This is a genomic window from Psychrobacter muriicola 2pS (assembly GCF_904846535.1).
Taxonomy (GTDB): Bacteria; Pseudomonadota; Gammaproteobacteria; order Pseudomonadales; family Moraxellaceae; genus Psychrobacter; species Psychrobacter aquimaris.
Genome location: NZ_CAJHBC010000001.1, coordinates 131,489 through 156,223, shown reverse-complemented (window position 1 = coordinate 156,223; position 24,735 = coordinate 131,489). Strand labels below are relative to the sequence as shown.

Annotated in this window: 20 protein-coding genes; 10 read left to right on the top strand and 10 right to left on the bottom strand. The window is 43.6% G+C overall.

The features are described 5' to 3' along the window. Positions 1-43 precede the first annotated feature (43 nt). The 4 genes from JMX93_RS00660 to JMX93_RS00645 form a co-directional block, all read right to left on the bottom strand. Positions 44-1,741 carry an AMP-binding protein gene (locus JMX93_RS00660; RefSeq protein ID WP_499203554.1) on the bottom strand — a complete coding sequence of 566 codons (1,698 nt, stop codon included), beginning with the start codon at positions 1,739-1,741 and terminating at the stop codon, positions 44-46. 718 nt (positions 1,742-2,459) lie between these two features. After that, a complete protein-coding gene (locus JMX93_RS00655) occupies positions 2,460-3,254 on the bottom strand; it encodes an ABC transporter permease (RefSeq protein WP_193012807.1) in 795 nt (264 codons plus the stop codon). Between the two features lie 100 nt (positions 3,255-3,354). Continuing rightward, positions 3,355-4,233, bottom strand: coding sequence for an ABC transporter ATP-binding protein (locus tag JMX93_RS00650; RefSeq protein ID WP_499203553.1), 879 nt, complete (start codon positions 4,231-4,233; stop codon positions 3,355-3,357). A 27-nt stretch (positions 4,234-4,260) separates the two neighbouring features. Continuing rightward, the gene (locus JMX93_RS00645) at positions 4,261-4,854 is read right to left on the bottom strand and encodes a hotdog family protein (protein WP_198331912.1); all 594 of its coding nucleotides are present in this window, start codon (positions 4,852-4,854) and stop codon (positions 4,261-4,263) included. Positions 4,855-5,075: 221 nt separating this feature from the next. Between JMX93_RS00645 and xthA the strand changes: the two genes are divergently transcribed. The 3 genes from xthA to JMX93_RS00630 all read left to right on the top strand — a co-directional run bounded on the left by xthA (position 5,076) and on the right by JMX93_RS00630 (position 8,072). Continuing rightward, positions 5,076-5,900 (top strand): exodeoxyribonuclease III, encoded by an 825-nt coding sequence (gene xthA, locus JMX93_RS00640; protein ID WP_443557108.1) that lies wholly within the window; start codon positions 5,076-5,078, stop codon positions 5,898-5,900. 134 nt (positions 5,901-6,034) lie between these two features. Beyond that, a complete protein-coding gene (argJ, locus tag JMX93_RS00635; protein WP_193012803.1) occupies positions 6,035-7,258 on the top strand; it encodes a bifunctional glutamate N-acetyltransferase/amino-acid acetyltransferase ArgJ in 1,224 nt (407 codons plus the stop codon). A gap of 415 nt (positions 7,259-7,673) precedes the next feature. After that, the gene (locus JMX93_RS00630; RefSeq protein WP_443215084.1) at positions 7,674-8,072 is read left to right on the top strand and encodes a DUF4377 domain-containing protein; all 399 of its coding nucleotides are present in this window, start codon (positions 7,674-7,676) and stop codon (positions 8,070-8,072) included. Between the two features lie 142 nt (positions 8,073-8,214). Here the strand turns inward: JMX93_RS00630 and JMX93_RS00625 are convergent, their stop codons facing one another. Further along, entirely contained in the window at positions 8,215-9,648 is a 1,434-nt protein-coding gene (locus JMX93_RS00625) for an L-serine ammonia-lyase (protein WP_443509839.1), read from the bottom strand. Positions 9,649-10,190: 542 nt separating this feature from the next. On the opposite strand from JMX93_RS00625, the gene JMX93_RS00620 reads away from it, so the two are divergent. Beyond that, positions 10,191-11,624, top strand: coding sequence for a solute carrier family 23 protein (locus JMX93_RS00620; RefSeq protein WP_227686016.1), 1,434 nt, complete (start codon positions 10,191-10,193; stop codon positions 11,622-11,624). 133 nt (positions 11,625-11,757) lie between these two features. Here JMX93_RS00620 and JMX93_RS00615 read toward each other — a convergent pair whose 3' ends face one another. Beyond that, positions 11,758-12,690, bottom strand: coding sequence for a DMT family transporter (locus tag JMX93_RS00615; protein ID WP_193012800.1), 933 nt, complete (start codon positions 12,688-12,690; stop codon positions 11,758-11,760). A gap of 404 nt (positions 12,691-13,094) precedes the next feature. On the opposite strand from JMX93_RS00615, the gene JMX93_RS00610 reads away from it, so the two are divergent. Next, a complete protein-coding gene (locus tag JMX93_RS00610; RefSeq protein ID WP_499203552.1) occupies positions 13,095-14,096 on the top strand; it encodes a WG repeat-containing protein in 1,002 nt (333 codons plus the stop codon). Positions 14,097-14,216: 120 nt separating this feature from the next. On the opposite strand, the gene JMX93_RS00605 is transcribed toward JMX93_RS00610, so the two are convergent. Further along, positions 14,217-15,245, bottom strand: a complete 1,029-nt coding sequence (locus tag JMX93_RS00605; RefSeq protein ID WP_193012798.1) for an alpha/beta fold hydrolase — start codon at positions 15,243-15,245, stop codon at positions 14,217-14,219. A 27-nt stretch (positions 15,246-15,272) separates the two neighbouring features. After that, a complete protein-coding gene (locus JMX93_RS00600; protein WP_011280463.1) occupies positions 15,273-15,437 on the bottom strand; it encodes a rubredoxin in 165 nt (54 codons plus the stop codon). 355 nt (positions 15,438-15,792) lie between these two features. On the opposite strand from JMX93_RS00600, the gene JMX93_RS00595 reads away from it, so the two are divergent. Beyond that, on the top strand, positions 15,793-16,362 hold the full coding sequence (locus JMX93_RS00595; protein ID WP_193012797.1) for an adenine phosphoribosyltransferase: 570 nt from the start codon (positions 15,793-15,795) through the stop codon (positions 16,360-16,362). A gap of 116 nt (positions 16,363-16,478) precedes the next feature. Here JMX93_RS00595 and JMX93_RS00590 read toward each other — a convergent pair whose 3' ends face one another. Together JMX93_RS00590 and JMX93_RS00585 are read right to left on the bottom strand one after the other, a co-directional pair. Then, the gene (locus tag JMX93_RS00590; protein WP_198331906.1) at positions 16,479-16,940 is read right to left on the bottom strand and encodes a hypothetical protein; all 462 of its coding nucleotides are present in this window, start codon (positions 16,938-16,940) and stop codon (positions 16,479-16,481) included. A 142-nt stretch (positions 16,941-17,082) separates the two neighbouring features. Then, positions 17,083-18,024 (bottom strand): transaldolase, encoded by a 942-nt coding sequence (locus tag JMX93_RS00585; protein WP_193012795.1) that lies wholly within the window; start codon positions 18,022-18,024, stop codon positions 17,083-17,085. A 528-nt stretch (positions 18,025-18,552) separates the two neighbouring features. Here JMX93_RS00585 and pheA point away from each other — a divergent pair. The 4 genes from pheA to rarD all read left to right on the top strand — a co-directional run bounded on the left by pheA (position 18,553) and on the right by rarD (position 24,719). Continuing rightward, on the top strand, positions 18,553-19,734 hold the full coding sequence (pheA, locus tag JMX93_RS00580) for a prephenate dehydratase (RefSeq protein ID WP_198331905.1): 1,182 nt from the start codon (positions 18,553-18,555) through the stop codon (positions 19,732-19,734). 152 nt (positions 19,735-19,886) lie between these two features. Then, a complete protein-coding gene (gene hisC, locus JMX93_RS00575; RefSeq protein ID WP_198331904.1) occupies positions 19,887-21,029 on the top strand; it encodes a histidinol-phosphate transaminase in 1,143 nt (380 codons plus the stop codon). Between the two features lie 147 nt (positions 21,030-21,176). Continuing rightward, positions 21,177-23,498 carry a bifunctional prephenate dehydrogenase/3-phosphoshikimate 1-carboxyvinyltransferase gene (locus JMX93_RS00570; RefSeq protein ID WP_499203736.1) on the top strand — a complete coding sequence of 774 codons (2,322 nt, stop codon included), beginning with the start codon at positions 21,177-21,179 and terminating at the stop codon, positions 23,496-23,498. A 258-nt stretch (positions 23,499-23,756) separates the two neighbouring features. Continuing rightward, on the top strand, positions 23,757-24,719 hold the full coding sequence (gene rarD, locus JMX93_RS00565) for an EamA family transporter RarD (RefSeq protein ID WP_499203551.1): 963 nt from the start codon (positions 23,757-23,759) through the stop codon (positions 24,717-24,719). The last annotated feature ends 16 nt before the right edge of the window (positions 24,720-24,735 follow it).

Below are 24,735 nucleotides of genomic sequence, written 5' to 3'. Positions count from 1 at the left end.
TCTGCATATGATGCAAAGCGCTTTTTGACGATTGGTGCTTTATTTACGGTTGCGGGTTTTCCGACATATGCTTTTCACGCAGTTTTTGACGCAGTACTTTACCAACATTACTCTTTGGCAACTCACTTACAAATTCGATATGACGTGGGCATTTGTAACCAGTCATATTGTCTAACGCAAAATCTGTGATAATTTCTTTGGTTACATTGTTGTCGGCAGGGACGATATAGATTTTGACTGCTTCGCCTTGACGCTCGTCAGGAATGCCAATCACTGCGCAATCAATAATACCATCACAATCTAGCATGACCGACTCAACCTCATTTGGAAAGACGTTAAAGCCTGACACCAAAATCATGTCTTTTTTACGATCTAGTAATCTAAAATATCCTTTTTCATCCATGCTGACGATATCGCCAGTGCGGAAGTAGCCATCTGCCGTGAAGTCATCACGACTGTCTCTGTTAAGATAGCCTACCGTGACGTTAGGACCTTTTACACACATCTCACCAGCTTGGTTTACACCAACGCGATTGCCTTCATCATCGATGACAATGACATCGACACTAGAGACAGGCACACCAATCGTACCGTTAAATTTACGATCTGTGATGATATTGGCTGTACCCACGGCAACACCCTCTGTCATGCCCCAACCTTCAATCATGGCGCAACCAGTGGTCTCAAGCCAACGTGCAGCTGTCTGTTCAGTCGCTGCCATACCACCCGCTTGCGAGATACGTAATGAGCTAAAGTCCAAATCTTTAAAGTTTGGATGATCAAGTAAGCCTTTAAATAAGGTATTAACCGCTGGCAATATATGGAAGGGCTGTTTTGATAAGGTTTTGATAAATCCTGGTATATCACGCGGATTGGGTATCAAGATAAAGGTATAGCCTGAGCGCATGCCGAGTAGACTCAACATAAAGGCGAAAATATGATATAGCGGTAACGCCATGACCATATTGATATAAACCTCATTAATCTCTGAGGTAATCGGCTTGGTCCATGCTTCTGACTGCATCGCAGCGGCGACGATGTTACGCTGAGATAAAATAGCCCCTTTAGACAGCCCTGTTGTCCCACCCGTGTATTGTAAAAATGCTTTTTGATCCAATTGCATTTTTGGCTTGTGGAACGGAAGGTTTTTACCTTTCTTCAATACATCAGGGAACTTGGTCACTTCGTGCTTAGGGTCATTCAGTTTGTACTTCGGTACTAAGCGTTTGACCTGACGGATGATGGTATTCACCAAGATACCTTTTAACCCCATCATGTCGCCCATTTTTGAGAGGACAATCCGCTTAATATGGGTTTCATCAATGACTTGTTCAAGCGCTTGGGCAAAGTTATCGACCACAAAAATAACCTGAGCACCCGAGTCGTTCAACTGATGGCGCAGCTCACGACCAGTATACAGTGGGTTAACAGGGGTACAAACGTAGCCTGCCCGCAAAATACCAATCATCGTTGGCAGGTATTGCGGAACGTTTGGCATCATGAGTGCAACCACACTGCCTTGAGGTAGACCTTGCGCCTGCAACCATGCGGCAACGGCAATCGAAGCTTTATCAACATCATCGTAGGTATGCGTCACGCCCATACAGATACTCATAGGGTGCAGACGAAAGCGCTCAAAGCATTCTTCGTACAGCTCCATGATGCTGCTATATCTATCGGGGTTGATGGTCTTTGGTACACCATTAGGATAATGGGCAAGCCAAGGTTTATTCGGCGTCATAGTCAGCGTCCTTGAAGTTTAAAATAGGGTGAATTCTGTAGTAAAGCAGCCATATCCGTGTCAATAAACACATCAGCGCTGACGTAAACCGTTTGCCGCTGAGAGTGATAATATCCTTATCTATTGACTGGCTGCTAGGTTTTGTTGCCATCGTCCAAAAGGACTTAACTATTATTAGGCAGATAATTAACTCAATTGAACGGACAGATAGCTTAATCATAAAAGCATTTTTACTCTTAAATAAGCTCTACCTGTTATCTATCTAACACTAAGGTATCAGAAAATAATGATACATTTAAGCAATACATTAGCATGAATGTCATCAAATACTATACTAGTATGAAATACTGAGCAGTGCATAAATAAAGCTGAAAAATACGATTCATATATAATTTAACATGAATAGGTAGCATCCCTGTTTGCCACTGGATGAGTATAAATCTTGATAAAAATAAAGGCGTCAGTTAAAAAAACCATCACAGCCAAAATTAATATATCAACCAAAGATGTGCTAGGGCGTGTCCTCAATTCAATCGATTACTTTCTAAATGGCCTAAAAATGGCTAAATTTTGCCAAACATCGTCAAATAGCTTATTAATATCTCGATATTATTTGCGCTACTTTCCTTGTTTGACGGCAATTTATCTCATTTTTATTTCCCTTTTTAAATGAGGACACGTCCTAGAACCTTCATTTGAGATTTAGTCATACTGAATGCTATGAAGGCAATATCAGCTGCTTGTTTTTATTAAAAAAGCGTCGATAAATGAGTAACGCGCTGATTGTACAACCGAGCGTACTGCTCACACATATCAAAAACATAGTGACTATCTGATAGCGAATCGCTTGAGTGGGGTCAGCGCCAGCCAATATTTGACCAGTCATCATCCCTGGTAAGCTAACAATACCGACAACTAGCATAGAGTTCAGAGTTGGAGTCATGCCATTGACAATGGCAGCGCGTATTGGTTCATGTACCGCTTCAAATGGGCGAGCAGATAGGCTGAGCATCATCTCTATACGTCCTTGCTGCTCATGGAAGGATTCAATCAACTGGTTGCTGGTCAATGAGATAGCGGTGAGCGAGTTGCCCAATATCAGCCCCAAGATAGGAATGACGAATTGCGGTGTGTACCAAGGCTGTACCTTTAAAATAATCATGATGGCTATCGCAGTGACTAATATAGCCGAAACGCTTACTGCTAGCAGAGTGTCAGTTAACAAACCTTTATAGCTACGTTTAACGCGATTTTTGGCAGCAGCGCCTGCAATCAAGGTCATGATGGTCAAAATTAACAGGACTTCATACCACTGTTCACGGGCAAAAATCCATGCCAATATCAAACCGATAAAACTAAGCTGGAGCACCGTGCGGATAGCCGCGGTTAAAAGCGTTTTGGTCAGCTGTAAGCGTAGCCGCCAAGAGATAATAAGAACGATGATGATTAAGCTGCTGGCAAGGGCAATATCACCGTAAGTTAAAAATATTTGTATGTCATCTGTACCGCTCATCGTGGCTCACTATATAAAATGACGAATATAAGATAGACACTAATACGACTTTGTTAAGAAAGATCATTTTAAAGAGTGACATGACAGGCTTAGCTCAGCGTTAGAATATCTCAGTTAATACCCCTGCTTGCATCTGCCAATGCCGATCGGCCAATGGCATGATGTCTTGCGTATCGTGAGTTACCCATAGTAATGTACGCCGCCTATCTGCCTGTAACCAGTTTGTGAGTAGATGTACGAGCTGGGCTGAAGTGTCACTGTCTAGGGCAGCGGTAGGCTCATCTAGTAACAACACCCGCGGCTTCAATTGTAAGAGACGTAATGTATTGACCAGCTGCCGCTCACCGCCCGATAGATGATAGGCATCTTGCTGCAAAAAGTCAGCGCTTCGTTGCAAGTGCTCAAGCTGTGCGATATGCCAGTCGATATCAAAGCTGTGATGCTGATGCGCTTGTAGCCGATAAGGCATTTGCAAGTTCTCAAGTACACTGCCTTCTAATAATTGTGGGTGCTGTGCGAGTAGGGCAACATGCATGCGCCACTGTATCGGTGCAGTATCATGGATACTATAGTACGCACTGCTGGTTGATCCGTCATCACGGCGCAAATACACATTGCCGCTACTCATGGGCAATAGCCCAGCCAATACCCGTAACAACACCGATTTACCACTACCAGAAGCGCCTGTCAACACGGTTACTTGACCTGCTAACAGCTTGCCTGTGGCTCCGTTGATTAATAATCGTTGATGAGCAGGTACGATTGGCTTAGAGGCAGTGTTTGGTCTTAGTTTGCCGATCAATCTTTGACAAATACTAGATAGCACAGATGTTTTGGCTTCTGTAGCTTCCATATGTTTGTTGTTAATATTGTCATCGCTAACCTTGCTATCATTATAGGCAGGTATGATGGCTGTGCGTTTACTGTGCACCTGAATACTCTCGAATGTCAGTATCGGCTTAGTACTATGAAGATTCATAAGACATTATCATTAAATATTTAGCCACTAAGTATTCAGCTGCTCGTAAATCGCTTGCTCAATGGCATCGCGTAAATTTTTTGGGACACGAATAGGGCGCATGGGCGTGGTGCTAGCAACCGCAGTATCGGCTTTATTATTGGATACAGGCTTGGTTTTGACTTGGTTTTGCACACAAGCAATGACGATTTTGCCACTACTTAATAAGCTGCTGCTAGCATTGGCATTGCTATTAGCATTATCGGGAGAAAGGCTGTTTGGGCTGTGACGATGAATGCTTTGGTAGAAGATAATGCTGGCAGGTTTTAACTCAACTTTATCGATACGCACATTGATGACTTCATCTAACAGAATGGCTTTTTTGTATTGCAAGTCTGCTTGACTCACAACAAAATGCTGGATTTCTCCATCGTCAGTCTGCAAAAAATACCCATTCAAATTCAGTTTCCCAAACCAATCACGGCGGCAGTTTTCAAAAAACACCAAATGATTGGCATGGTAGACTATACCGCCCGCATCAGTATGGTTAATATAGACATTATAATCTTTGGTAAACAATGGCACACATTCGCCATCTACACTTGCCACTGTGTTTGTATTTTTGCTGTTATTTTTTATCATAAAGATGCTCGGTCATTGTTTTAATAAATATTGTTCGATGTCCATGATGCGATAGCCAAAATTTGATAGCAGTCATGTTAACAACAACTACTCTAGCTTAAGATATCAGGGCACGCAACAGTTAGGTCGGTCTACGTCTGTTATGATAGTGGATTATGTACTCTCATATCCCATCGCTTTATATTAGCACCGTATTTTCATCAATTAGTATAGGATAATTTATGACCCGTTTTGTCAGTTTTAATATCAATGGTATTCGCGCTCGTCAACATCAGCTTGAGGCCGTGCGAGAAGTGATCGATCCTGATGTGATGGGTCTACAGGAAACCAAAGTACATGATGAGCAGTTCCCTTTAGAAAATATAGAAAGTCTTGGCTATCACGTAGAGTACTTTGGTCAAAAAGCCCATTATGGCGTGGCATTACTATCCAAGGTTGCACCTATATTTGTGCAAAAAGGTTTTCCTAGTGAGGATACTGAGGCACAGAAACGTTTTATCCATGCCCGCTATGAGTTTGACGGTCGTGAAATTGATGTGCTCAATGGCTATTTTCCACAAGGCGAAAGCCAAGACCATCCGACTAAATTCCCGATGAAGCGGGCTTATTATGCAGATTTGATGGCATATATTGACACTTTGAAGGCGGAAGGTCGCTCGCTTGTTATCATGGGTGATATGAATATTGCCCCAGAAGATACTGATATTGGCATTGGTGAAGTTAATGCTAAGCGCTGGCTGAAAAATAGAAAGACTTCGTTTTTACCAGAAGAACGCGAATGGTATGCGGCGCTGATGTCACGCGAGCTGACGGATACCTATCGCTTGCATTATCCAGAAAGCACAGAGCTGTATAGTTGGTTTGATTATCGCAGTCGTGGGTTCAACGATGAGCCTAAACGTGGCTTACGCATTGATCATATTTTGTGTAGCTCGGATCTTGTTGAGGCATGTGTTGATGCTGGGATTAGTTATGAGCTACGGGCGATGGAAAAGCCATCTGACCATGCGCCAATTTGGTCGGCATTTGACTTAAAAAAACGGTAATATTTATGTAGGGCATGTGGCATGTTTGACACTTCACCAGCAGTAGCGTCATGGTTGAATGCTCAACGCGTCTCAGTATTTATCGCATTATTTGTTATAAATAATGATAAAAATTTCACAATAAGGATTGAACCATGGCAGTCGGAAATGTTGCAGTACCTGATATTATTTATCCTATCGAAGGAATCAAGCTAAGCGCCACTGCCGCAGGCGTACGCTATAAAGACCGAGATGATTTAGTGGTGATTGAGATCGCTGATACTGCGACTACTGCGGTTGTGACCACCAAAAACACCTTTTGTGCTGCGCCTGTACGGGTATTGCGTGAGCATTTTGCCAAGACCAGTCCGCGTTATTTAGTCACCAATACGGGTAATGCTAATGCTGGGACGGGCGCTGATGGCAAACGTCGCGCCGTTGATATCTGTGCAGCTCTGGCGAGCAAGGCTGGCGTGGATAGTAATGCAATATTACCATTCTCGACGGGTGTCATTGGTGAGCCATTAAATAGTGATGCGGTCATCGCGGGCTTAGATAATGCACTTGCCAATTTGGCTGCTGATAATTGGCTTGCCGCGGCGAACGGTATTCGCACCACAGATACGATTCCGAAACTCGCTAGCCAAAAAATCGACGTGGCGGGTGTCAGCTATCATATTACGGGTATGTCAAAAGGCTCAGGCATGATACGCCCTAATATGGCCACCATGCTGGGCTATGTGGCGACCGATGCTAATATCGCTGCTGACCTATTACAGGAGATGCTAAGTGCCATCAACGAACAATCTTTTAACCGCATCACTGTTGATGGCGACACTTCAACCAATGATTGCTGTGTGTTGATAGCCACGGGTGCTGCCAGCTCAGGTATCATTGACAACCAAGAGCATCCGCATTATCAGGCTATATTTGCGGCTTTGACCGAGGTGTTTGTTCGTCTGGCGCAATTAATTGTGCGTGATGGCGAAGGTGCTACCAAGTTTATGACCGTCAAAGTAACTGGTGGCAAGACGACGCAAGAGTGCTGCGATGTGGCATATGCGGTTGCGCATTCACCATTGGTCAAAACAGCGTTCTTCGCTAGCGATGCTAATTGGGGTCGTATCTTAGCAGCAGTGGGTTATGCCGGTATCGAAGATTTGGATACTGAGCAAGTAGATGTCTATCTAGATGAAGTTATGATTTGCCAGAATGGTGGTGTCGCACCCAGTTATACGGAAGCGGCAGGTAAGACCGTCATGAGTCGCGCTGAGATTACCATTCATATCGATCTTGCCCGTGGGGATGCCAGTGATACGGTTTATACTTGTGATTTATCCTATGACTACGTCAAGATTAATGCGGATTATCGTAGTTAGAGGCGCTTAAAACCAATCATTTTTTTTGGTCGATTTATACTTAAGCCAGAGCATGTATTGCTCTGGCTTTTTTAGTGCACACATTAAGGAGGTATCAATTCACCTTGTTATCTAATACGTTCTATTAACATCAGTTGCAAAAGCTGACGTTACTTTACAAAGCAGTTATAGAGCAGAAGACGAGTTGCGCCCTATACTGACCTCAGTAAACGAAGAATAGACGACATTATTGAGACTTAATAGATTTATCGGGTAAAGTTAAATAAAGTGAATAGTTTTGCTTAACTCAATATTGACAGTAATGTCACAACAATCACTGAAATTTTTTTAAGCATATTTACCATCATAAAATGTCCAAAACAATAATTTTAAACCATTAATAATGTATTCATAACAATCAACTGAGGATTTGACAATGAAAAAATTAGTACTTGCAGCAGTAATGACAGCATTTGCCCTTTCAGGTTGTTCTACCATGGGTATGGATAACGAACGTACGATGGTTGTCGATGGGCAACCTATGAATGTTAAAGTGGTTAACATCCCAAGTTTTAAAATAGAAGTAGCACCACTTAAAGCCGTCTGTGAGCTTTCGACAGCCGATGGCACTAAGGTTGAATCAGAATGTCTACAGTATCGCCAGACTTATCAGAAAAACTACACACCTTTAAATGGTAATATTCAAGGCTTCACTTATGAGCCAAACTATCGTTATGTTCTAGATGTTCGCCAAGAAGTAGTGGTGGATAAAGTTAGTAACATGGCTAAGCCAGTTTGGATTCTGAACGAAGTGGTTTCAAAAGTAGCTGAATAATGAATCATTGAGCATATCCAGTTATTAATTATATTTAGCCAAAACAAAAAAGACCTCTAATTCTTTATTAGAGGTCTTTTTTTATGTTAGCAAATACTTGGGAGCGTGATGTCAGAACAGGCTATATTAAACAATGGTTATATTAGCACTGACTGTATTTTACACTGACGCCATGAGTGGCAGTAGGGATACGATTGTCTGCATAAACAGCAAGACCGCCTCGTGAGGTTTCTTTGTATTTATCTAGCATATCAGCACCAGTTACTTTCATGGTTTCAATCACTTTATCTAAAGAGACGAAGTGTTGTCCGTTACCACGGCAAGCAAGTCGCGCGGCATTGACGGCTTTGACAGCACCCATGGCATTACGCTCAATACAAGGCACTTGCACTAGGCCGCCAACAGGGTCGCATGTCAGACCTAAGTTATGTTCGATACCAATTTCGGCGGCATTGAGGCACTTGGCAGGGTCGCCGCCTAAGATTTCTGCCAATGCAGAAGCGGCCATAGCGCAAGCAGAACCAACTTCACCTTGGCAACCAACTTCAGCGCCAGAGATGGAGGCATTTTGTTTGATTAAACTGCCAATAGCAGTCGCATTTAACAAGAATTTGCGTGCGCCATCTTGGCTATAGCCTGCCAAAAAGTCGCGATAATAATGCATCACCGCAGGAATAATACCTGCTGCACCGTTGGTGGGTGCAGTGACGACATTTCCACCATTGGCATTTTCTTCATTAACTGCTAAGGCATATAAGTCAATCCAATCCATGGCGGCGAGTTTATCATTTTTGGTAATAGGCTGGTTTTTCTCGGCGCACAGTTGTAGATGTAATGCTTGTGCACGGCGTTTTACATCCAAGCCCCCAGGCAATATGCCACTGTTTTGACAGCCTCGCGTCACGCAGTCTTGCATTGATTCCCAAATAGAGTCTAAATAAGCAAAGACTTCTGATTGATTGCGGTAATGACATTCATTCGCCAGTACCAATTCACTAACGCTTAAGTGGTGTTGACGACATTGCTCTAGCAATTCTGCGGCACTATTAAAGGGATACGGAATAGCGTTGATGGTCGGTGTGGCGTTATCTTCATCCGGATTGGTGGCATCTGCTTCATTGATAACAAAGCCGCCACCTACCGAATAATAAGTTTGTTGGTAATGGCTGCCGTCGTTCAATAATGCACGGATAGTCAAGGCGTTAGGGTGGTAGGGCAAAACGGTTTCGTCATACCAATGAATATCGCGCTCTGTATCAAAGGCAATAACATGTTTGCCTGCTATATTGAGCTGTTTTTCTGAAAAAATTGGTGACAAATATTGACTGGTCAAACGGGTATCGATCGTGCTGGGAGCATGCCCAAGCAGTCCTAACAATATAGCAGTATCAGTTGCATGCCCTTTGCCTGTCGCTGCCAAAGAGCCATAAAGCTCAATTTCAACGCCTGTAATAGCAGTCAGCTCTGTTTGCTTGGCTAATGACCCCAAAAAAAGATTGGCGGCGACCATGGGTCCTACCGTGTGTGAGCTTGATGGGCCAATACCGATTTTAAATAAATCAAAAACACTAATCATAATAACTTACCAAATTTTTTAAGTGCACTAACATGTTGTATAGACTGCTTTAGGCACTTTCATTGAGAATGTAACAGACAGCCTTCACTCATAGCACCGATAAAAGGTGTAGAGGAAGCACCGCCCATGGAAGTATTGACGCAAAAGAGGAAAAATGGTGATTGAATAATAACTTTTATTTATTTTGAAACTCCGCTATCATGCTCGGAGCTAATGGCTATGTAACATCCTGTAAGTTGATTGTCGCTGCAGAGTACGCTGAGTCATAAGCGACCATAACCATTTTTTAGTAAAACATATCCGACCACATACATCTACCAAAACATGGTCATCATACCAAATAATACTTTTGGTTTGCCATATTGCAACATAAATGAATAAATCAGAGCGACATATTTTAAAATGAAAAGATGCGGATTTTACTCGTTATCGTAATTTCTAGCCACATATTCTTGCCAGTTGATGCCCTAATTTAACGCAATTTTTATTTATCATTTACTGTCGTCTATTATTTTAGCCCAGTTTACATAGGACAAGCGCGTATGCCATCTCAAAAAGACCATTCCTCGCCTTTAGAAAACAGCGCTCAAGCACCATCTGCTGAACATGTATTAGAGTCTGCGGCGATCAGTCCTCCGTACAATCCAGACTTTGAAAATGGACGCTGGTTTCCGACATGGCGTCCTTATCAAGGTGATTTAGATCGTGATCCAGTCGGTATCAATGAATATCTGCCTCCGTCAAAAAGTGTGCTGCTAGGTGTACAGCATACTTTTGCTATGTTTGGTTCGACTGTGCTTGCGCCGCTGTTAATGGGCTTTGATCCCAACTTAGCCATTTTGATGTCAGGTATCTGTACGGTGATGTTCTTTATGATCACTGGTGGACGCATGCCGAGCTATTTGGGCTCAAGTTTTGCTTTTATTGGTCCCGTTATCGCTGTGACGGCTTACGCAGGCGCAGGGTTCAATGATAATTTGAATGTCGCTTTGGGCGGCATTATGGCTTGCGGTATCATTTATGCGTTAATCGGGCTGCTGGTGATGAAAACGGGTACTGGCTGGATTGAGCGTTTGATGCCGCCTATCGTTACTGGTGCTATCGTGATGATTATCGGTCTCAACTTAGCGCCAGTGACCATTCAAGGGGTTTCTGCAAATCAGTTCGATGCTTGGATGGCTACGTTGACCGTATTACTCATCAGTGGTGTGGCTGTCTTTACACGTGGTATGCTGCGTCGTCTGCTATTACTGGTTGGTTTAATATTATCCTACTTTGCCTATTTTATAATGACCAATGTCATGGGTTTTGGTTCGGCGATCGACTTTAGTGGTGTGGCAGCTGCTTCATGGCTTGGCTTGCCGAGCATTCATACGCCTCGCTTTGAGATGAGTGCTATTATTCTGATTGCACCTGTGGCCTTTATTTTGGTGGCCGAAAACTTAGGGCATTTTAAGGCCGTCGAAGGTATGACCAAAGCTCGTGTGACCCCTTATATGGGTCGAGCATTTTTTGCTGATGGTTTAGCAACCACTTTTTCAGCAGGGTTTGGCGGTACTGGTGTGACGACTTATGCTGAAAACATCGGTGTGATGGCGGTGACTAAAGTATATAGCACAACGATATTTGTCGTGGCAGGTGTGGTGGCTATTTTGTTAGGGCTATCACCAAAGTTTGGTGCCATCATTCAGACGATACCAGCAGCTTTATTGGGCGGTGCTTCCATTGTGGTGTTCGGTTTGATTGCTATTGCAGGCGTCAAAATTTGGATAGACAGTCGTATCGACTTTAGCAAAAACAGCAACCTAATTATCGCGGCTGTGACCGTTATTATGGGTACCGGTAACTTTAGTTTGCACTTAGGCGGCTTTGATTTGGGCGGTATCGGTACTGCTACTCTGGCAGCGATTGTATTAAATGCGTTATTTAACCAAGGATCTGAAGCGAAGGCTGCTCATCAATCATTGGCTAAGTAATTAGCTTTTATGATGCTTGAATTTTAAACCTATCAGATAATGATGGTAACAGCATATTCATTCCATAAAAAGCGCCCATGCTATCGGTAGCATGGGCGCTTTTTATGGAGTGGCAACAAGTGCACAATAAAAACTACTTGTAATCTCGCTTATAAAATTTTGAGAAAAACCGATAACGTCGTAGGGCGCGCGGCTTAGGTTTCAGTGAGCCCAAATAGATTGCAAACATGGTCAGCAGGGCACCGCTCCACTGTAAGGTATTAATCGGTTTGTCCAGCCAGCTATAATCAATGACCAAGGCGGCAATGGGTTCTGATAATAATAATAATCCAGTTAACGCCAAAGACAGCTTAGGAATGGAATAAGCGATTAACCCCCACGCCAAACACTGCATCACTGTGCCGTAGATGAGCACCCAGCCAATCTCAGACCAAGTGTTTGGCAAAATATGATCCATATCAAACACAAACATAGGAATAATCATCGCCAATACACCACCGATACTAATCAGCTGCATTAGCATAAATATTGGTGTGGGTTCAGTATCATGCGTCTTACGGATAAAAGTCATCGATGCCGCCAGCATGGCCCCTGAGACAATACCAGTGACAAACCCCCAAGTGGCGGCGCTGTTATGCGCAAACTCAGGACTGCCTATCATTGCCACGCCAAGCATGGCTAAAAATAAACTGATGAGCTGCAATATAGATTGGCGTTCATTAAAATATAAAAACCCAATGGCGGCTAAAAAGAAAATCTGTAGGCTGTTCAGTAAAGTCGAGATGCCAGGACCGACAGCATAAATACTCTCGTGCCAGAGCGCCAGATCTAAGCCTAAAAAGACACCTGATAACAATCCATAAAAAATAGCGCGCCTTGAGCGCGGTAGACGCTGTCCCATGATTTTGGCCAATACAGCGAATACAACACCTGAAATGGCCAAGCGCCAAAATGCCATTGCCCAACCGCCAATATCAACGTGAGCGACAATTAAACTACCCAAACCAAAGATAATACAACCAATGACCAACCCAGTAGAGGCAGAGCGTGAAGAAGCAATCGCCATATAATGTCCTTATATCCGTATTATTTTTTTATCTTACTGTATCAACGATGACGCCAATGAATACTTACGCTAATCCAAGCCGTATTGTCTAGGTTTTGACGCTAAAATGAAATGGTCAAACCATCATTTATGCTTATTGTTTGATTTATTATTGCTGTATCAGGTTTTATCGCGTTATAAATTAGGGATAAAGTCAATGACGCCCTTGAGCTTCGCTCACATAAGAGAACCTCTATAACAATACGAATATATGGTGGAGACATTCTTACAGGAACGATATTGGCGTGGATATCACTATTTGTTAATCTAGTGGTTTATAATCACTGTAGTAGCATAATAAAACAGGACGGTTTCTTATTAGTCTTTACATCAAGTACTTCAATATCATTAGCCTAGGTTCATCTATGTTACGACGTTCATTATCCCTACAACAACGACTATCGACATCTGGTTTTGCTATATTCCTTTTAGCTAGTACGCTATTTATGGTGCCAAGTGCGCAAGCGGCCAGTTGCAAAATTCCAAAAAGTTATTATAAAAACGTGGCTTGTACGGCAAATAGTGGCTATTTTTTGGCGACAAAAGATTTTGGCGCGCCAGTGGCTCTGATTAATAGTAAAGGCAAAAGCGTCGTTGATTTATCACGTTATCAAAAAGTCGATGCCAGTAAGATATCGGCTGGTTTACTTCCTGTACTGCGCAATGGTCATGTTGGTTATCTTAATATGCAGGGTCGTGAAGTGGTGCCTGCGATGTACGATGTACTCAAGGAAGGACAGGGTTGGGCGCGTCCCGTCTCTAACGGGCGTATCGTAGTAAAACAAGATGGTAAATATGGGGTCATTAATACTAGTAATAAAACCATTGTGTCGTTTTCATCCGCGATTAGTGACATTGATGATTACCAGGATGGTGTCGCCCGTGTACGTAAAAACCAAGCGATCAGTTGGATTGATGAAAACGGCAAAACGACCAGTGACCCAAACAGTAGAGACAACGAGCAATCCACGACGCAACGAGCACCTGCCAGCACCAATGGCGACGCATCCTCATTCAACCAGGCACCTCCCAATCGTTTTACGATGCTGCAACCGCGTCAGCAAGATGGTAAATGGGGGTTTGTCGATGACAATAATGTGACTATGATCACCTATTCTTTTGACGAGGTGCGTCCCTTTGCCGAAGGCTTGGCTGGCGTGCGCATCGATGAAAACTGGGGCTTTGTTAATCTTGGTGGGGAGCTGGTGATTCCTTTTCGCTTTGCCAATAGCGGTGTGTCAGCTGGTGATCTTTATCAAGGCAAACCCGCCTTTACCTTTACTGGTGGTAAAGCATGGATTGGCAACCTAAAAAATGGCAATAAAATGTGTATTGATAAGGAGGGCACAGGGGTGGGTTGTGATTAAGCTGCGTGTTCAAACCTAAAGACCTACATAAAATAGCCAGCATAAAAAAGAGCGTAAACCCTATGAATTAATAGTAGGATTTACGCTCTTTTTATTACGGATTTTATTATGAGTAAATAGCTATTTTTCTAATAAATGATTGCTGATTAAATCGACCATATAAGGTTGATAGTACTCAGGAATATCATGTGCCATGCCTTCGATTAAATGAAACTTGGCATTCGGAATGGTCTTGGCAACCACACGACCTTGTGAGGCGGGTAGTAGTCCATCTGCGCTACCATGCAGTACAATAGTCGGTGCTTTGACTTGCTTGCTAAACCGGCTGATAGAGCCTGACGCCAAGATAGCATTGAGCTGTTGTACCGTCCCGAGCGGATGAAAGTTGCGCTGATAACGCAGTTTGGCAATTTCACGCACCATACGTACGTTGACATGCCCTGGTGTACCGACTGTCTTCATAAACCACACACTATGACGCACGATATCGCGCTCAGAATGACTTTCAGGGCGGTTGATCAGGGTATATAGCTGCTTGGGTTTTGGGGGTTTTAAAAATGCACGGTTGGTCGTGGTAAACATCAACGCCATACGCTGCACTAAACTTGGATAACGTGCCGCTACGATTTGCGCAATCATACCGCCCATAGATGCCCCAATCAGATGGGTTTTGCCCAACTGCAACGCTTTAATCAAACGAGCGGTATCTTCTGCCATATCTGTTAAATTATAAGCAACTTGCGTACCTTTATTAGACAACCCCGTTTGCAAGCGCATCATCATTTTTAGCTGACTGATACGTGGTAGTCCATCAATCTGTACTTTAGAAGACAGACCAATATCACGATTATCAAAACGAATGACAAAAAAACCGGCATCAATAAGGCGCTTGATAAAATTATCTGGCCAAAATATCATCTGTGAGCCAAGCCCCATAATCATGAGCAGTGGTGGATTATTAGGATTACCACCTGCCTCAACACACAGCTCAATGCCATCACCTATATCAATCATCGATTGATACAGATGCTTGCTAAGGTCAGAGTCTCGCCATTGGTGCGCGCCAAACTTTTGCCACTCAGGAGTAGGATAGCCACCTAAGTTTTCTTGTAGGGTTGCCGATGGTTTGATGTCATTCGATGTTGTCATGAAGTGTCCTAATTAGAGGGTCGTCTATTACAGCTCAAGCATCTCAAAATCAAGCTTGCCCACACCGCACTCTGGGCACGTCCAATCATCAGGGATGTCATCCCATTTAGTGCCTGGTGCAATCCCTTCTTCGGGACAGCCGAGCGCTTCATCATATATCCAGCCGCAGACGATACATTCATAACGTTTCATAAATAGTCCTATCGAGCATTATCAGTGTTTATAATCCGTGTTACAGGGTGTTTTTGACGTTCATATTTGCAATCACAGCCGTTAGAGGAGACTGTAAAAGCGCACGTAGTTTAGCATATAACCGTGATTTTCGTCGTTAAGTTTACACTTGTATATTGAGATTGATTGGTTTTTATCAAGAGGTTTATGTCTTCTGTCTTTCACTAAGCAGCTGTACTCTTACGTGTCCAACCGCGACATTCCTATCAATTATGTTATAATAAGCGCCGCTAAATTCACAGTATTAGCCATCATTTATCATTGATATATTATTATCTAAATTACATCGTTTAAGTCATATACGCTAAGGGTTACCATGAGCATTAGTGCTGCCGCTACATCTGAAAATGCCGAAAATGAGTCGTCTCATAAACTCAATACGGATCATCCTTTTTGGCAAGTGATTCGCACAGTACCAGACTTCCCAAAAGTCGGCATTGATTTTTATGATATTACCCCGTTACTGCGCAGTCATATAAATGAGGTGATTGATGCATTGCTCGCTGCACTGCCCGAAGGCGTGATAGACGAGGTAGATTGTTTGGGCGCAGTCGAGGCGCGCGGTTTTGTCTTTGCAAGTTTACTGGCAGGTCGATTGGGTAAAGGGATGATTTTGCTACGTAAACCCGGTAAATTGCCACCACCAGTTGCCAATAAAGCATATGCTTTAGAGTACGGTAAAGACACGCTTGAGATGCAAAACAATCTGCCACCAGAGCGCGTGCTATTGGTCGATGATATTTTGGCCACTGGTGGCACATTAACCACCGCTTATGAGCTGTGTAAATCGGCAGATCATACCGTGGTGGGGGCGTTAGTCCTACTAGATTTGGTTGATTTGCATGGCGAATTCCCAGTGCCTGTCTATACGGTTTTAAAGGCTTAAAACTGGCAACGCTTAGTGAATAGTGTTAAATGAAGCAATAAAATAAAAAAGCGCGCTGAATGAATTTAGCGCGCTTTTTTGATTGCATGTATTTTGTAAGTTCGCCTTCGCTTACATTACTTGTCTTGCTGGTAACTTTTACATGCCTGTTCTACTAGCATGCGACTAATCGTTTTCGGCTTGGTTACCTTAAAGTCTTTTGTGGTTAATATGGGTTTCTCTGATTGCCAAGATTTTAAGACTTTATTATCAGCACCATAATTAACGTAAGCTCGCCTATAGTAACTGGCGTCTTTACAAGAGATGAGCAGTTGCTGATCGCTATGATGAATCTCGTTTTCTTTGCCTTCCTTATCTGCTTTCGTTTCGTCTTTTTGTGCAGGGTACGTTCTACGAATAGATACGGTGATGTTGTCGACACTTTTTTCGTCTATGATATTGATGTCGGAGCTTTCGATAGAGTCTAAGTCTAAGCTAAAAATTGATCCAGTATGACTCTCTGATATTTTTGACCAGTTCACTGCCTGTGCGCTGACCGCTAGAGCACCGCCCGCTAATAACACTGATAGCCGTTTCATAATCAAGCCTTACTTCTTGTTGTTAAAAGTGAGCCATGATAGCCAACTTACTATTAGCAGGCAAATTTCTTTTATGACCTACTACTGAAGTTTGTAAAGTACCGATCACATTCACCATCATTTATATCGATCGATGCTTATATCAATTACGCATCGCTGCTAACATCTGAGCAAGCTCATCACGAGCACCAATAAAGCCATCGATACCTTTTGGTAATAAGTCTTGTGTAACCGTGTCTTGCTGATAGGCGATACTATATTCCTCTTGCGTTAGACTCACTCGTTTCATATCTGCCACATCTAATGACATGCTAGGTGACAGTTGTCGTGTAACCTCGGTATCCATCGCTGCTAGCGCGTCGATAAGGTCAGGTGCGATGGTCAATAGATCACACCCTGCTAGCGCCAATATCTGTTCAGTCGAGCGGAAACTTGCACCCATCACTTGCGTATCATAGTTATGCTGCTTGTAGTATTGATAAATACGCTTCACAGACTGCACGCCCATATCATCAGAAGCGGGCACATTTTGACGATTTTGTTGGCGTTTTTGCCAGTCTAAAATACGGCCCACGAAAGGTGATATCAATGTCACGCCAGCATCCGCACAGGCAATCGCTTGATGTTGTCCAAATAACAAAGTTAAATTGCAGTGAATATTTTGGGTCTCAAGATAGCGCGCTGCCTCAATACCTTGCCATGTCGCAGCCATTTTAATCAATACCCGCTCTGAGTTAACCCCTGCTTTTTGGTAAGCTTCCATAAATGCTAAGGCTTTATCAATTGTTGCTTGAGTGTCATAAGACAAACGAGCATCCACTTCGGTAGAGACGCGGCCTTGGATAAGCTCTAAAATATCACAGCCAACCTGAATAGTCAGCGCGTCAATCACTGCATCTATATCACCATTATGGCGACTCATGGTTTCTGACAGCATGCCTTGGTTGTCAGGATGGATGAGTGCTTTAGTAATAAGGCTTGGATTGGTGGTCGCATCGATAGGTTTTAGGCGCGCAATGGCGGCAAGGTCGCCAGTATCAGCGACAATGGTGGTCATGGTACGAAGCTGTTGTAATGCGCTCATCAGATATCCTTTTTTATCAAAAACAGGTTGTGTTCAGTTACGTGGTAATTTTATTTTTTATAGTGCTATTTGCTATCAGTTTTAGACTGTAACATAGTTTTGAGTTGATGTTCCTCCATAGTTTTACCGTACATCGCTGCCATATTGCCTCTCTTTGCTAATATTGACGAATTTACGCATATTTACGCGCATTTACACATGGGCACTGTCGATAGTTTTTGTTATAGTAGAGCGGGTCAGCAGTCTGGCTGCTACATTTGCATGCTGGTGTATGACTAACATGCGACAGCAGTAGACGATAGCGCTCGCAGTGCAGGGTGTTTTTGATAGACTGTTTGCTATTTAGTGTGATTTCTATTGAATATCATCGCTAGTATGCTTGATACCTTTGATCGTCATTGAGTGCTGATTCAATAATGAGATGAATGGTTGTCAATAATGAGAAATACTTAAAGCATTCAAAGTTAAAAACAGCAGTATCTAATAGTAAAAAACTCAGTAATAATTTTAGAAAAAGGATGGGCGGTAATGAGTGAGCAGTCATCAGAGCAAAACATGGATAATCTAAATCAAGCCATCGCAGGGGCTAACGATACTGCAACTGAAAAAGCATTTTTGGACGATATTCGCCAAAGTATTGATACAGTAGACTGCGAAATCCAGACACTGATTAATAACCGTGCCAAGTTGGCTCAGCAAGTGGCCGCAGTAAAGAAACAGCATATTGTCAATAACCCGACTGCCGACAATAGCAATCCTATTTTTTATCGTCCTGAGCGTGAAGCGCAAGTACTAAAAGCGGTGATGGAACGTAACACAGGCCCGATCGCTGATGACAAAATGGCGCGATTGTTCCGTGAAATTATGTCGGTCTGCCTCGACTTAGAAGCACCGCAGCGTATTGCTTTCTTGGGCCCAGTAGGCACTTTTACTCATGCTGCTGCGCTCAAGCATTTCGGTAAAGCCGCTGATACCGTGCCAATGACCACCATCACTGATGTATTCCGTGAAGTTGAAGCGGGTACAGCGATGTATGGTGTGGTGCCAGTCGAAAATTCGTCTGAGGGTGTGGTTAACCATACGTTAGATGGCTTTCTGTCTTCTACCTTAAAGATAATCGGAGAAGTTGAACTGCCGATTCATCAGAATTTCTTGGTCGCTGAGCATACCAAACTCGATGGTTTAAGCCGTATTTACTCGCATCAGCAGTCATTGGCGCAGTGTCGTCATTGGCTCGATGTCAATTATCCTAATGTTGAGCGCGTGGCGGTATCGAGCAACGGCGAAGCTGCCCGCCGTTTGAAAAATGAATGGCATTCAGCAGCAATCGCAGGTGATGTGGCTGCTGCAGAATATGGCTTGCATAAGCTATACTCGAATATCGAAGACAACCCGAGCAATACCACGCGATTCCTTATCATCGGTCACGAAGCGATTGCGCCATCAGGTCAGGATAAAACGTCTATCGTCGTATCGGCACATGACAAAGCGGGCGCATTGATCGAAATTTTGAAGCCTTTGTCTTATCATGGCGTGTCAATGACCAGTATCGAAACTCGTCCTGAACGTCCGAATAAGTGGGCTTATGTGTTTTTCATTGACATGAATGGTCATATTGACGAGCCAAACGTCAGCGCTGCTATCGCTGATATCCGTCCGTTGGTAAAAGATGTGCGTGTTCTAGGTTCTTATCCAAAAGCAGTGCTATAGTCCCTCTACTATAAAAGAGTCATGGCGTTCACCTCGCGTGAAGTATTACGTAACCATCTGAATTGGTCGCCTTGACTCGCTTTGAGATTGAACCAACGATATAACGCCAACTGGGTCAAATTACTCGCCAAAATCATATCTAAGGATAAATCATGCCGTCATCTCATTCGATAGAGTCAAGTTTATTACCGCTTGTACCCGCCTATGATAGTATTTTAGAGCTGGTGCCTTATCAAACGGGCAAGCCGATTGAAGAGTTGACGCGTGAGTATGGCGTCTCAGATGTGGTAAAACTTGCCAGTAATGAAAACCCAAGAGGCTGCTCACCGCACGTCACGCTAGCGATTACTGAGCAATTGGGTCAGTTGGCACGTTATCCTGATGGCAACGGCTACTATCTAAAACAAGCGCTGGCTGACTTTAATGATGTCAATGTCGAACAGATTACTTTGGGTAATGGTTCTGACGATTTGCTTGATATTTTAGCGCGTAGTTTTGCTAGTGCTGACGATGCTATCGTTTACAGTCAGTACGCCTTTATCGTTTATCCGATGCTGGCTAAAATACAAGGGGCGACAGGTATAGAAGTGCCTGCCAATCGCTTTGGTCATGATCTAAAAGCGATGAGTCAAGCGGTTCAAGACAATCCTAATACTAAAATAGTCTTTATCGCCAATCCTAATAATCCAACTGGCACGCAGCTTGAACCTCAAGAGTTACGAGCATTTATGGCTCACATACCAAGCTCGGTATTGGTGGTATTAGATGAAGCGTATATCGAATACAGCCCTGAGAGTAATAATCGGGCGTTGTTAGATGAATTTGATAATGTCGTCATCGTGCGCACTTTTTCCAAAGCTTATGGACTGGCGGGTTTACGTGTCGGTTATGCGCTTAGTTCAGTGGCTGTCGCGGACTTACTGAATCGTATTCGTCAGCCGTTTAACGTGAGTAGAGTGGCTTTAGCTGCTGCTGCTGCTGCGCTTAATGATTCAGATTTTATCGAAAAAACTCGTTTGATGAATGATGAGCAAATGCGCTGGTTAGAAAAGCAGTTTGACGCATTAGGCTTGGGTTTTATCAAGTCACATGCCAACTTTATTATGGTAGAAATAGCCGTTGAGATGGAAGACATTACCGCTGCTTCTATTCATCAAGCATTGTTAGAGCAGGGTGTTATCGTCCGTCCATTAGAGGGCTATGGCTTACCTAATTGGCTGCGTATCACAGTAGGGGTGGCAGAAGACAATATGCGCTTGATTGATACGCTGCGCTCAATCTTGACTGATGATTGATAAAAAGTATGTTAGGTCGTTTTAGATAAGTAAATAATTTATTAATCATTTTTATGACACTGGCATCAGCGTGCTTTAGTCATTCTGACGCTAGTTTGTTTAACGAGAAAAGCCGTGAGTCGCCAGCAAAACAATATAAGCAATAATATGCAGTCTATCAATAGTCAGCCGCCGTTATTTAAGCAAGTTTGTGTTATCGGTCTAGGGCTGATCGGTGCTAGCCTTGCCCAAGCCATTAAAGACAATGGTTTGAGTGAGCGGTTGGTGGCGGTTGATAGACATACGCCAAGTATCGATGAAGCCATTCAGCACGGCTTATTAGACGCTGGTAGTGCTGTCTTAAGTGAAGTAGTTTTCGGTAGTGATTTGATTGTTATCGCCGTACCAGTACAAGCGGTGCAAGCCGTATTTGTCGATATCAAAGCAGCGATGGATAACGGACAACTTGCCACTGATTGCATCCTGACTGACGTCTGTAGCACCAAGGTCAATATCATTGACGCTGCCAAAGAGGTATTTGGAGCGTTGCCTATAGGACTGGTACCTGCACATCCGATTGCTGGCGCTGAAAATTCGGGGTATCATGCCAGACGCGTGACATTGTTTGTTAATCATAGTGTCATTATCTGCGAGCTACCTACTACAAGTAATGTAGCCATTACAAAGCTGCGACTATTATGGGAAGCGGTGGGCGCAAATGTCATGTCAATGGCCGCTGATCATCACGATCGTATATTGGCGCATACCAGTCATTTGCCACATCTGCTTGCCTTTAATTTGGTTGAGCAGCTGGCAAGCCATGATGACAATTTAGATATGTTTCGTTATGCTGCGGGTGGCTTTCGTGACTTTAGCCGCATCGCTGCCAGCGACCCTAAAATGTGGCATGATATATTTTTTGCCAATCAAAGCGCCATTGTGAGCGCCCTTGATGAGTATGGCGTTTACTTACAGACCATGCGTCAGCTCATCATTGATAAAGATTCAACCGCCCTGATGGGACTTTTGGGCCGCGCGCAAGCCGCACGGCGACATTTTGGCCATATGTTAGCCAGCACCCCTTATACGGATACTTCTGCCATGTCAGCTTCTTATAATATTACGCCTAGCAATACTGTCTCAGGCACCATTGCCATTCCTGGTGACAAATCTATCTCGCATCGCAGCATTATGCTGGGTAGCCTTGCGACAGGCGTGACCAATGTCACTGGGTTTTTGGAAGGAGAAGATGCGCTTGCCACCTTGCAAGCCTTCCGTGATATGGGTGTCACTATCGAAGGGCCTGATAACGGCAAATTGACCATCCATGGTGTCGGTATGAATGGCCTAAAACCAAGCAAAACACCATTATACATGGGTAACTCGGGCACCAGTATGCGTCTGTTGTCAGGTATTTTAGCTGCACAGTCATTTGATAGTGTATTAACTGGTGATACCAGCCTGAACAAACGCCCAATGGAGCGTGTGGCCGCGCCTTTACGCGAGATGGGTGCAGTCATTCAAAGTACTGGTCATAGTGGTACTGCGCCACTTAGTATCACTGGTCGAGCGACTGTCGGTAAGCCGCTACAGGGTATCGATTATGAGATGCCTGTGGCTTCTGCGCAGATTAAGTCTTGCTTATTGCTGGCTGGACTTTGGGCAGAAGGCACCACGACCGTTACCCAACCAGAAGTCAGTCGTGACCATACCGAGCGTATGCTCTCAGCTTTTGGTTATCCAGTAACGGTCGATGGCAACCGCATCAGTGTGGAAGGGGGCGGTACGCTCAAAGGCGGTGACATCGCTGTCCCTGCTGATATCTCCTCTGCGGCATTTTTTATGGTGGCAGCGGCCATCAGTCAAGGCAGCGAGTTGACCCTCACACAAGTGGGTATTAATCCGACACGTACTGGCATCATTGATATCTTAAAGCTGATGCAAGTGGATATCAGCTTGACTAATGAGACGCATGTGGGCGGCGAACCAGTCGCAGATATCACTATTCGTAGCTCAAACTTAGTTGGTATTGAAATCCCAGAGCATCTAGTGCCATTAGCGATTGACGAATTTCCAGTATTGTTCATTGCTGCTAGCTGTGCGCAAGGTCGTACGGTGTTGACCGGTGCCAAAGAGCTGCGCGTAAAAGAATCTGATCGTATTGCGGTCATGGCAGAAGGATTACAAACACTTGGTATTGATTGTACAGTGACGGAAGATGGTTTGATTATTGAAGGTAAAGGTGTTGAAGGCGAAGATGTTGATGGTCAAAACGGCAAAGTCAATAATAGCCAATCTATCTTTGGTGGCGGTCATATTACCTCGCACCATGATCATCGTATTGCCATGAGTTTTGCAGTTGCCAGCTTACGTGCATCCGAGCAAATTACTATTGAAGGCGTTGAAACCGTCAATACCAGTTTTCCAGGATTTGCTGAGCTTGCCAATCAAATTGGTATGTCAATTCAAGTTGATGATGCCAGCGCTTAATGCTTTATTGTTTCGTTTCTAAATACATGAATCATAAGACTCATGTTTAAGGTTAATGTAATTTTTTACTAACCTTTAGATAAATTTATCTCAAAATAGTGGTTATCGTTAGCAATGTGTTGATGTCGATATGGACATTCGCACATTGCTTTTTAACTTGTATCCTATCTGTAGTGACCCTGCGCTTTTGCCATTGAATTGATATAAAAATCAATATGGGCCAAGAGTGCGCTTTGCTCTAAAAAGTTGTACTGTACTATGACCACCCAGAACGTCATCAAAAAACCAGTCACGCCCATTAAAACGACCAGACGAGGCATTATCACCGCACTCATTGCCTTTTTTATCTGGGGTGGGTTTCCGTTATATTTTAAACAATTGGCCGCCTACGATGCGACCGAGATTATCGGTCACCGTATTATCTGGACGTTTGCCTGCTTGCTTATCGTATTGGTAGTCACCAAGCGCTGGCAGTGGATCGATACCTTAAAGAAAAATCCAAGATGGATAGTGTTCTCATTTATATCGGGTTTGATTATTGCCACCAACTGGCTCACTTATGTATGGGCAGTCAATCACGACCGTATCCTTGAAGCCAGTTTGGGGTATTTTATTGGACCATTGGTGGGCGTTGCCCTATCGATGATTTTATTCAAAGAGCGCTTACGTACGCTGCAATGGGTTGCCATCGGTTTTGCCTTATTATCCGTGATCATTCAAGTAGTCATGATTGGTAGCTTGCCATGGATATCACTGATTTTAGCCTTTAGTTTTAGTACTTATGGCACCATTCAACGGCAGACGCCTTTGACGGCTGTCGATGCCATGTTTGTCGAAACAACGATGTTGGTGCCGATTTGCTTATGGTGGTTCTGGCAAGCGGATGTGGTCAGCAGTCAATTGAGTTTTTGGTTTAGTCCAAACATTTGGCTACTGATGATCGCAGGCCCGATTACCTTGATACCGCTGTTATTGTTTAATAAATCTACTAAGCTCGTTGCTTATAGTATTTTAAGCTTTATGAATTATCTGACGCCGACCTTTATTTTCTTCTTAGCGGTGTTCTATTATAACGAGCCATTTGATTTGCACCGTTTGGCTGTCTTTGGTTTGATTTGGCTTGGTCTGTTATTATTCAGCATTGACTTATGGCGTCATCGCCCTAGTAAAGCGCTAAAAGCGGCGCGTTTGCGTGAAGAGGCGTTGCAGCAAACCAGTTAAAAAACCTGAGTTCAAA

Coding starts and splice junctions, on each gene's coding strand:
- JMX93_RS00585 (WP_193012795.1), bottom strand. CDS start 18,024: ATGAGCGCATTACAACAGCTTCGTACCATGACCACCATTGTCGCTGAT.
- JMX93_RS00660 (WP_499203554.1), bottom strand. CDS start 1,741: ATGACGCCGAATAAACCTTGGCTTGCCCATTATCCTAATGGTGTACCA.
- xthA (WP_443557108.1), top strand. CDS start 5,076: ATGACCCGTTTTGTCAGTTTTAATATCAATGGTATTCGCGCTCGTCAA.
- JMX93_RS00650 (WP_499203553.1), bottom strand. CDS start 4,233: ATGAATCTTCATAGTACTAAGCCGATACTGACATTCGAGAGTATTCAG.
- JMX93_RS00595 (WP_193012797.1), top strand. CDS start 15,793: ATGAGCATTAGTGCTGCCGCTACATCTGAAAATGCCGAAAATGAGTCG.
- JMX93_RS00570 (WP_499203736.1), top strand. CDS start 21,177: ATGCAGTCTATCAATAGTCAGCCGCCGTTATTTAAGCAAGTTTGTGTT.
- JMX93_RS00645 (WP_198331912.1), bottom strand. CDS start 4,854: ATGATAAAAAATAACAGCAAAAATACAAACACAGTGGCAAGTGTAGAT.
- JMX93_RS00630 (WP_443215084.1), top strand. CDS start 7,674: ATGAAAAAATTAGTACTTGCAGCAGTAATGACAGCATTTGCCCTTTCA.
- JMX93_RS00610 (WP_499203552.1), top strand. CDS start 13,095: ATGTTACGACGTTCATTATCCCTACAACAACGACTATCGACATCTGGT.
- argJ (WP_193012803.1), top strand. CDS start 6,035: ATGGCAGTCGGAAATGTTGCAGTACCTGATATTATTTATCCTATCGAA.
- JMX93_RS00620 (WP_227686016.1), top strand. CDS start 10,191: ATGCCATCTCAAAAAGACCATTCCTCGCCTTTAGAAAACAGCGCTCAA.
- JMX93_RS00600 (WP_011280463.1), bottom strand. CDS start 15,437: ATGAAACGTTATGAATGTATCGTCTGCGGCTGGATATATGATGAAGCG.
- JMX93_RS00655 (WP_193012807.1), bottom strand. CDS start 3,254: ATGAGCGGTACAGATGACATACAAATATTTTTAACTTACGGTGATATT.
- JMX93_RS00590 (WP_198331906.1), bottom strand. CDS start 16,940: ATGAAACGGCTATCAGTGTTATTAGCGGGCGGTGCTCTAGCGGTCAGC.
- pheA (WP_198331905.1), top strand. CDS start 18,553: ATGAGTGAGCAGTCATCAGAGCAAAACATGGATAATCTAAATCAAGCC.
- hisC (WP_198331904.1), top strand. CDS start 19,887: ATGCCGTCATCTCATTCGATAGAGTCAAGTTTATTACCGCTTGTACCC.
- rarD (WP_499203551.1), top strand. CDS start 23,757: ATGACCACCCAGAACGTCATCAAAAAACCAGTCACGCCCATTAAAACG.
- JMX93_RS00625 (WP_443509839.1), bottom strand. CDS start 9,648: ATGATTAGTGTTTTTGATTTATTTAAAATCGGTATTGGCCCATCAAGC.
- JMX93_RS00605 (WP_193012798.1), bottom strand. CDS start 15,245: ATGACAACATCGAATGACATCAAACCATCGGCAACCCTACAAGAAAAC.
- JMX93_RS00615 (WP_193012800.1), bottom strand. CDS start 12,690: ATGGCGATTGCTTCTTCACGCTCTGCCTCTACTGGGTTGGTCATTGGT.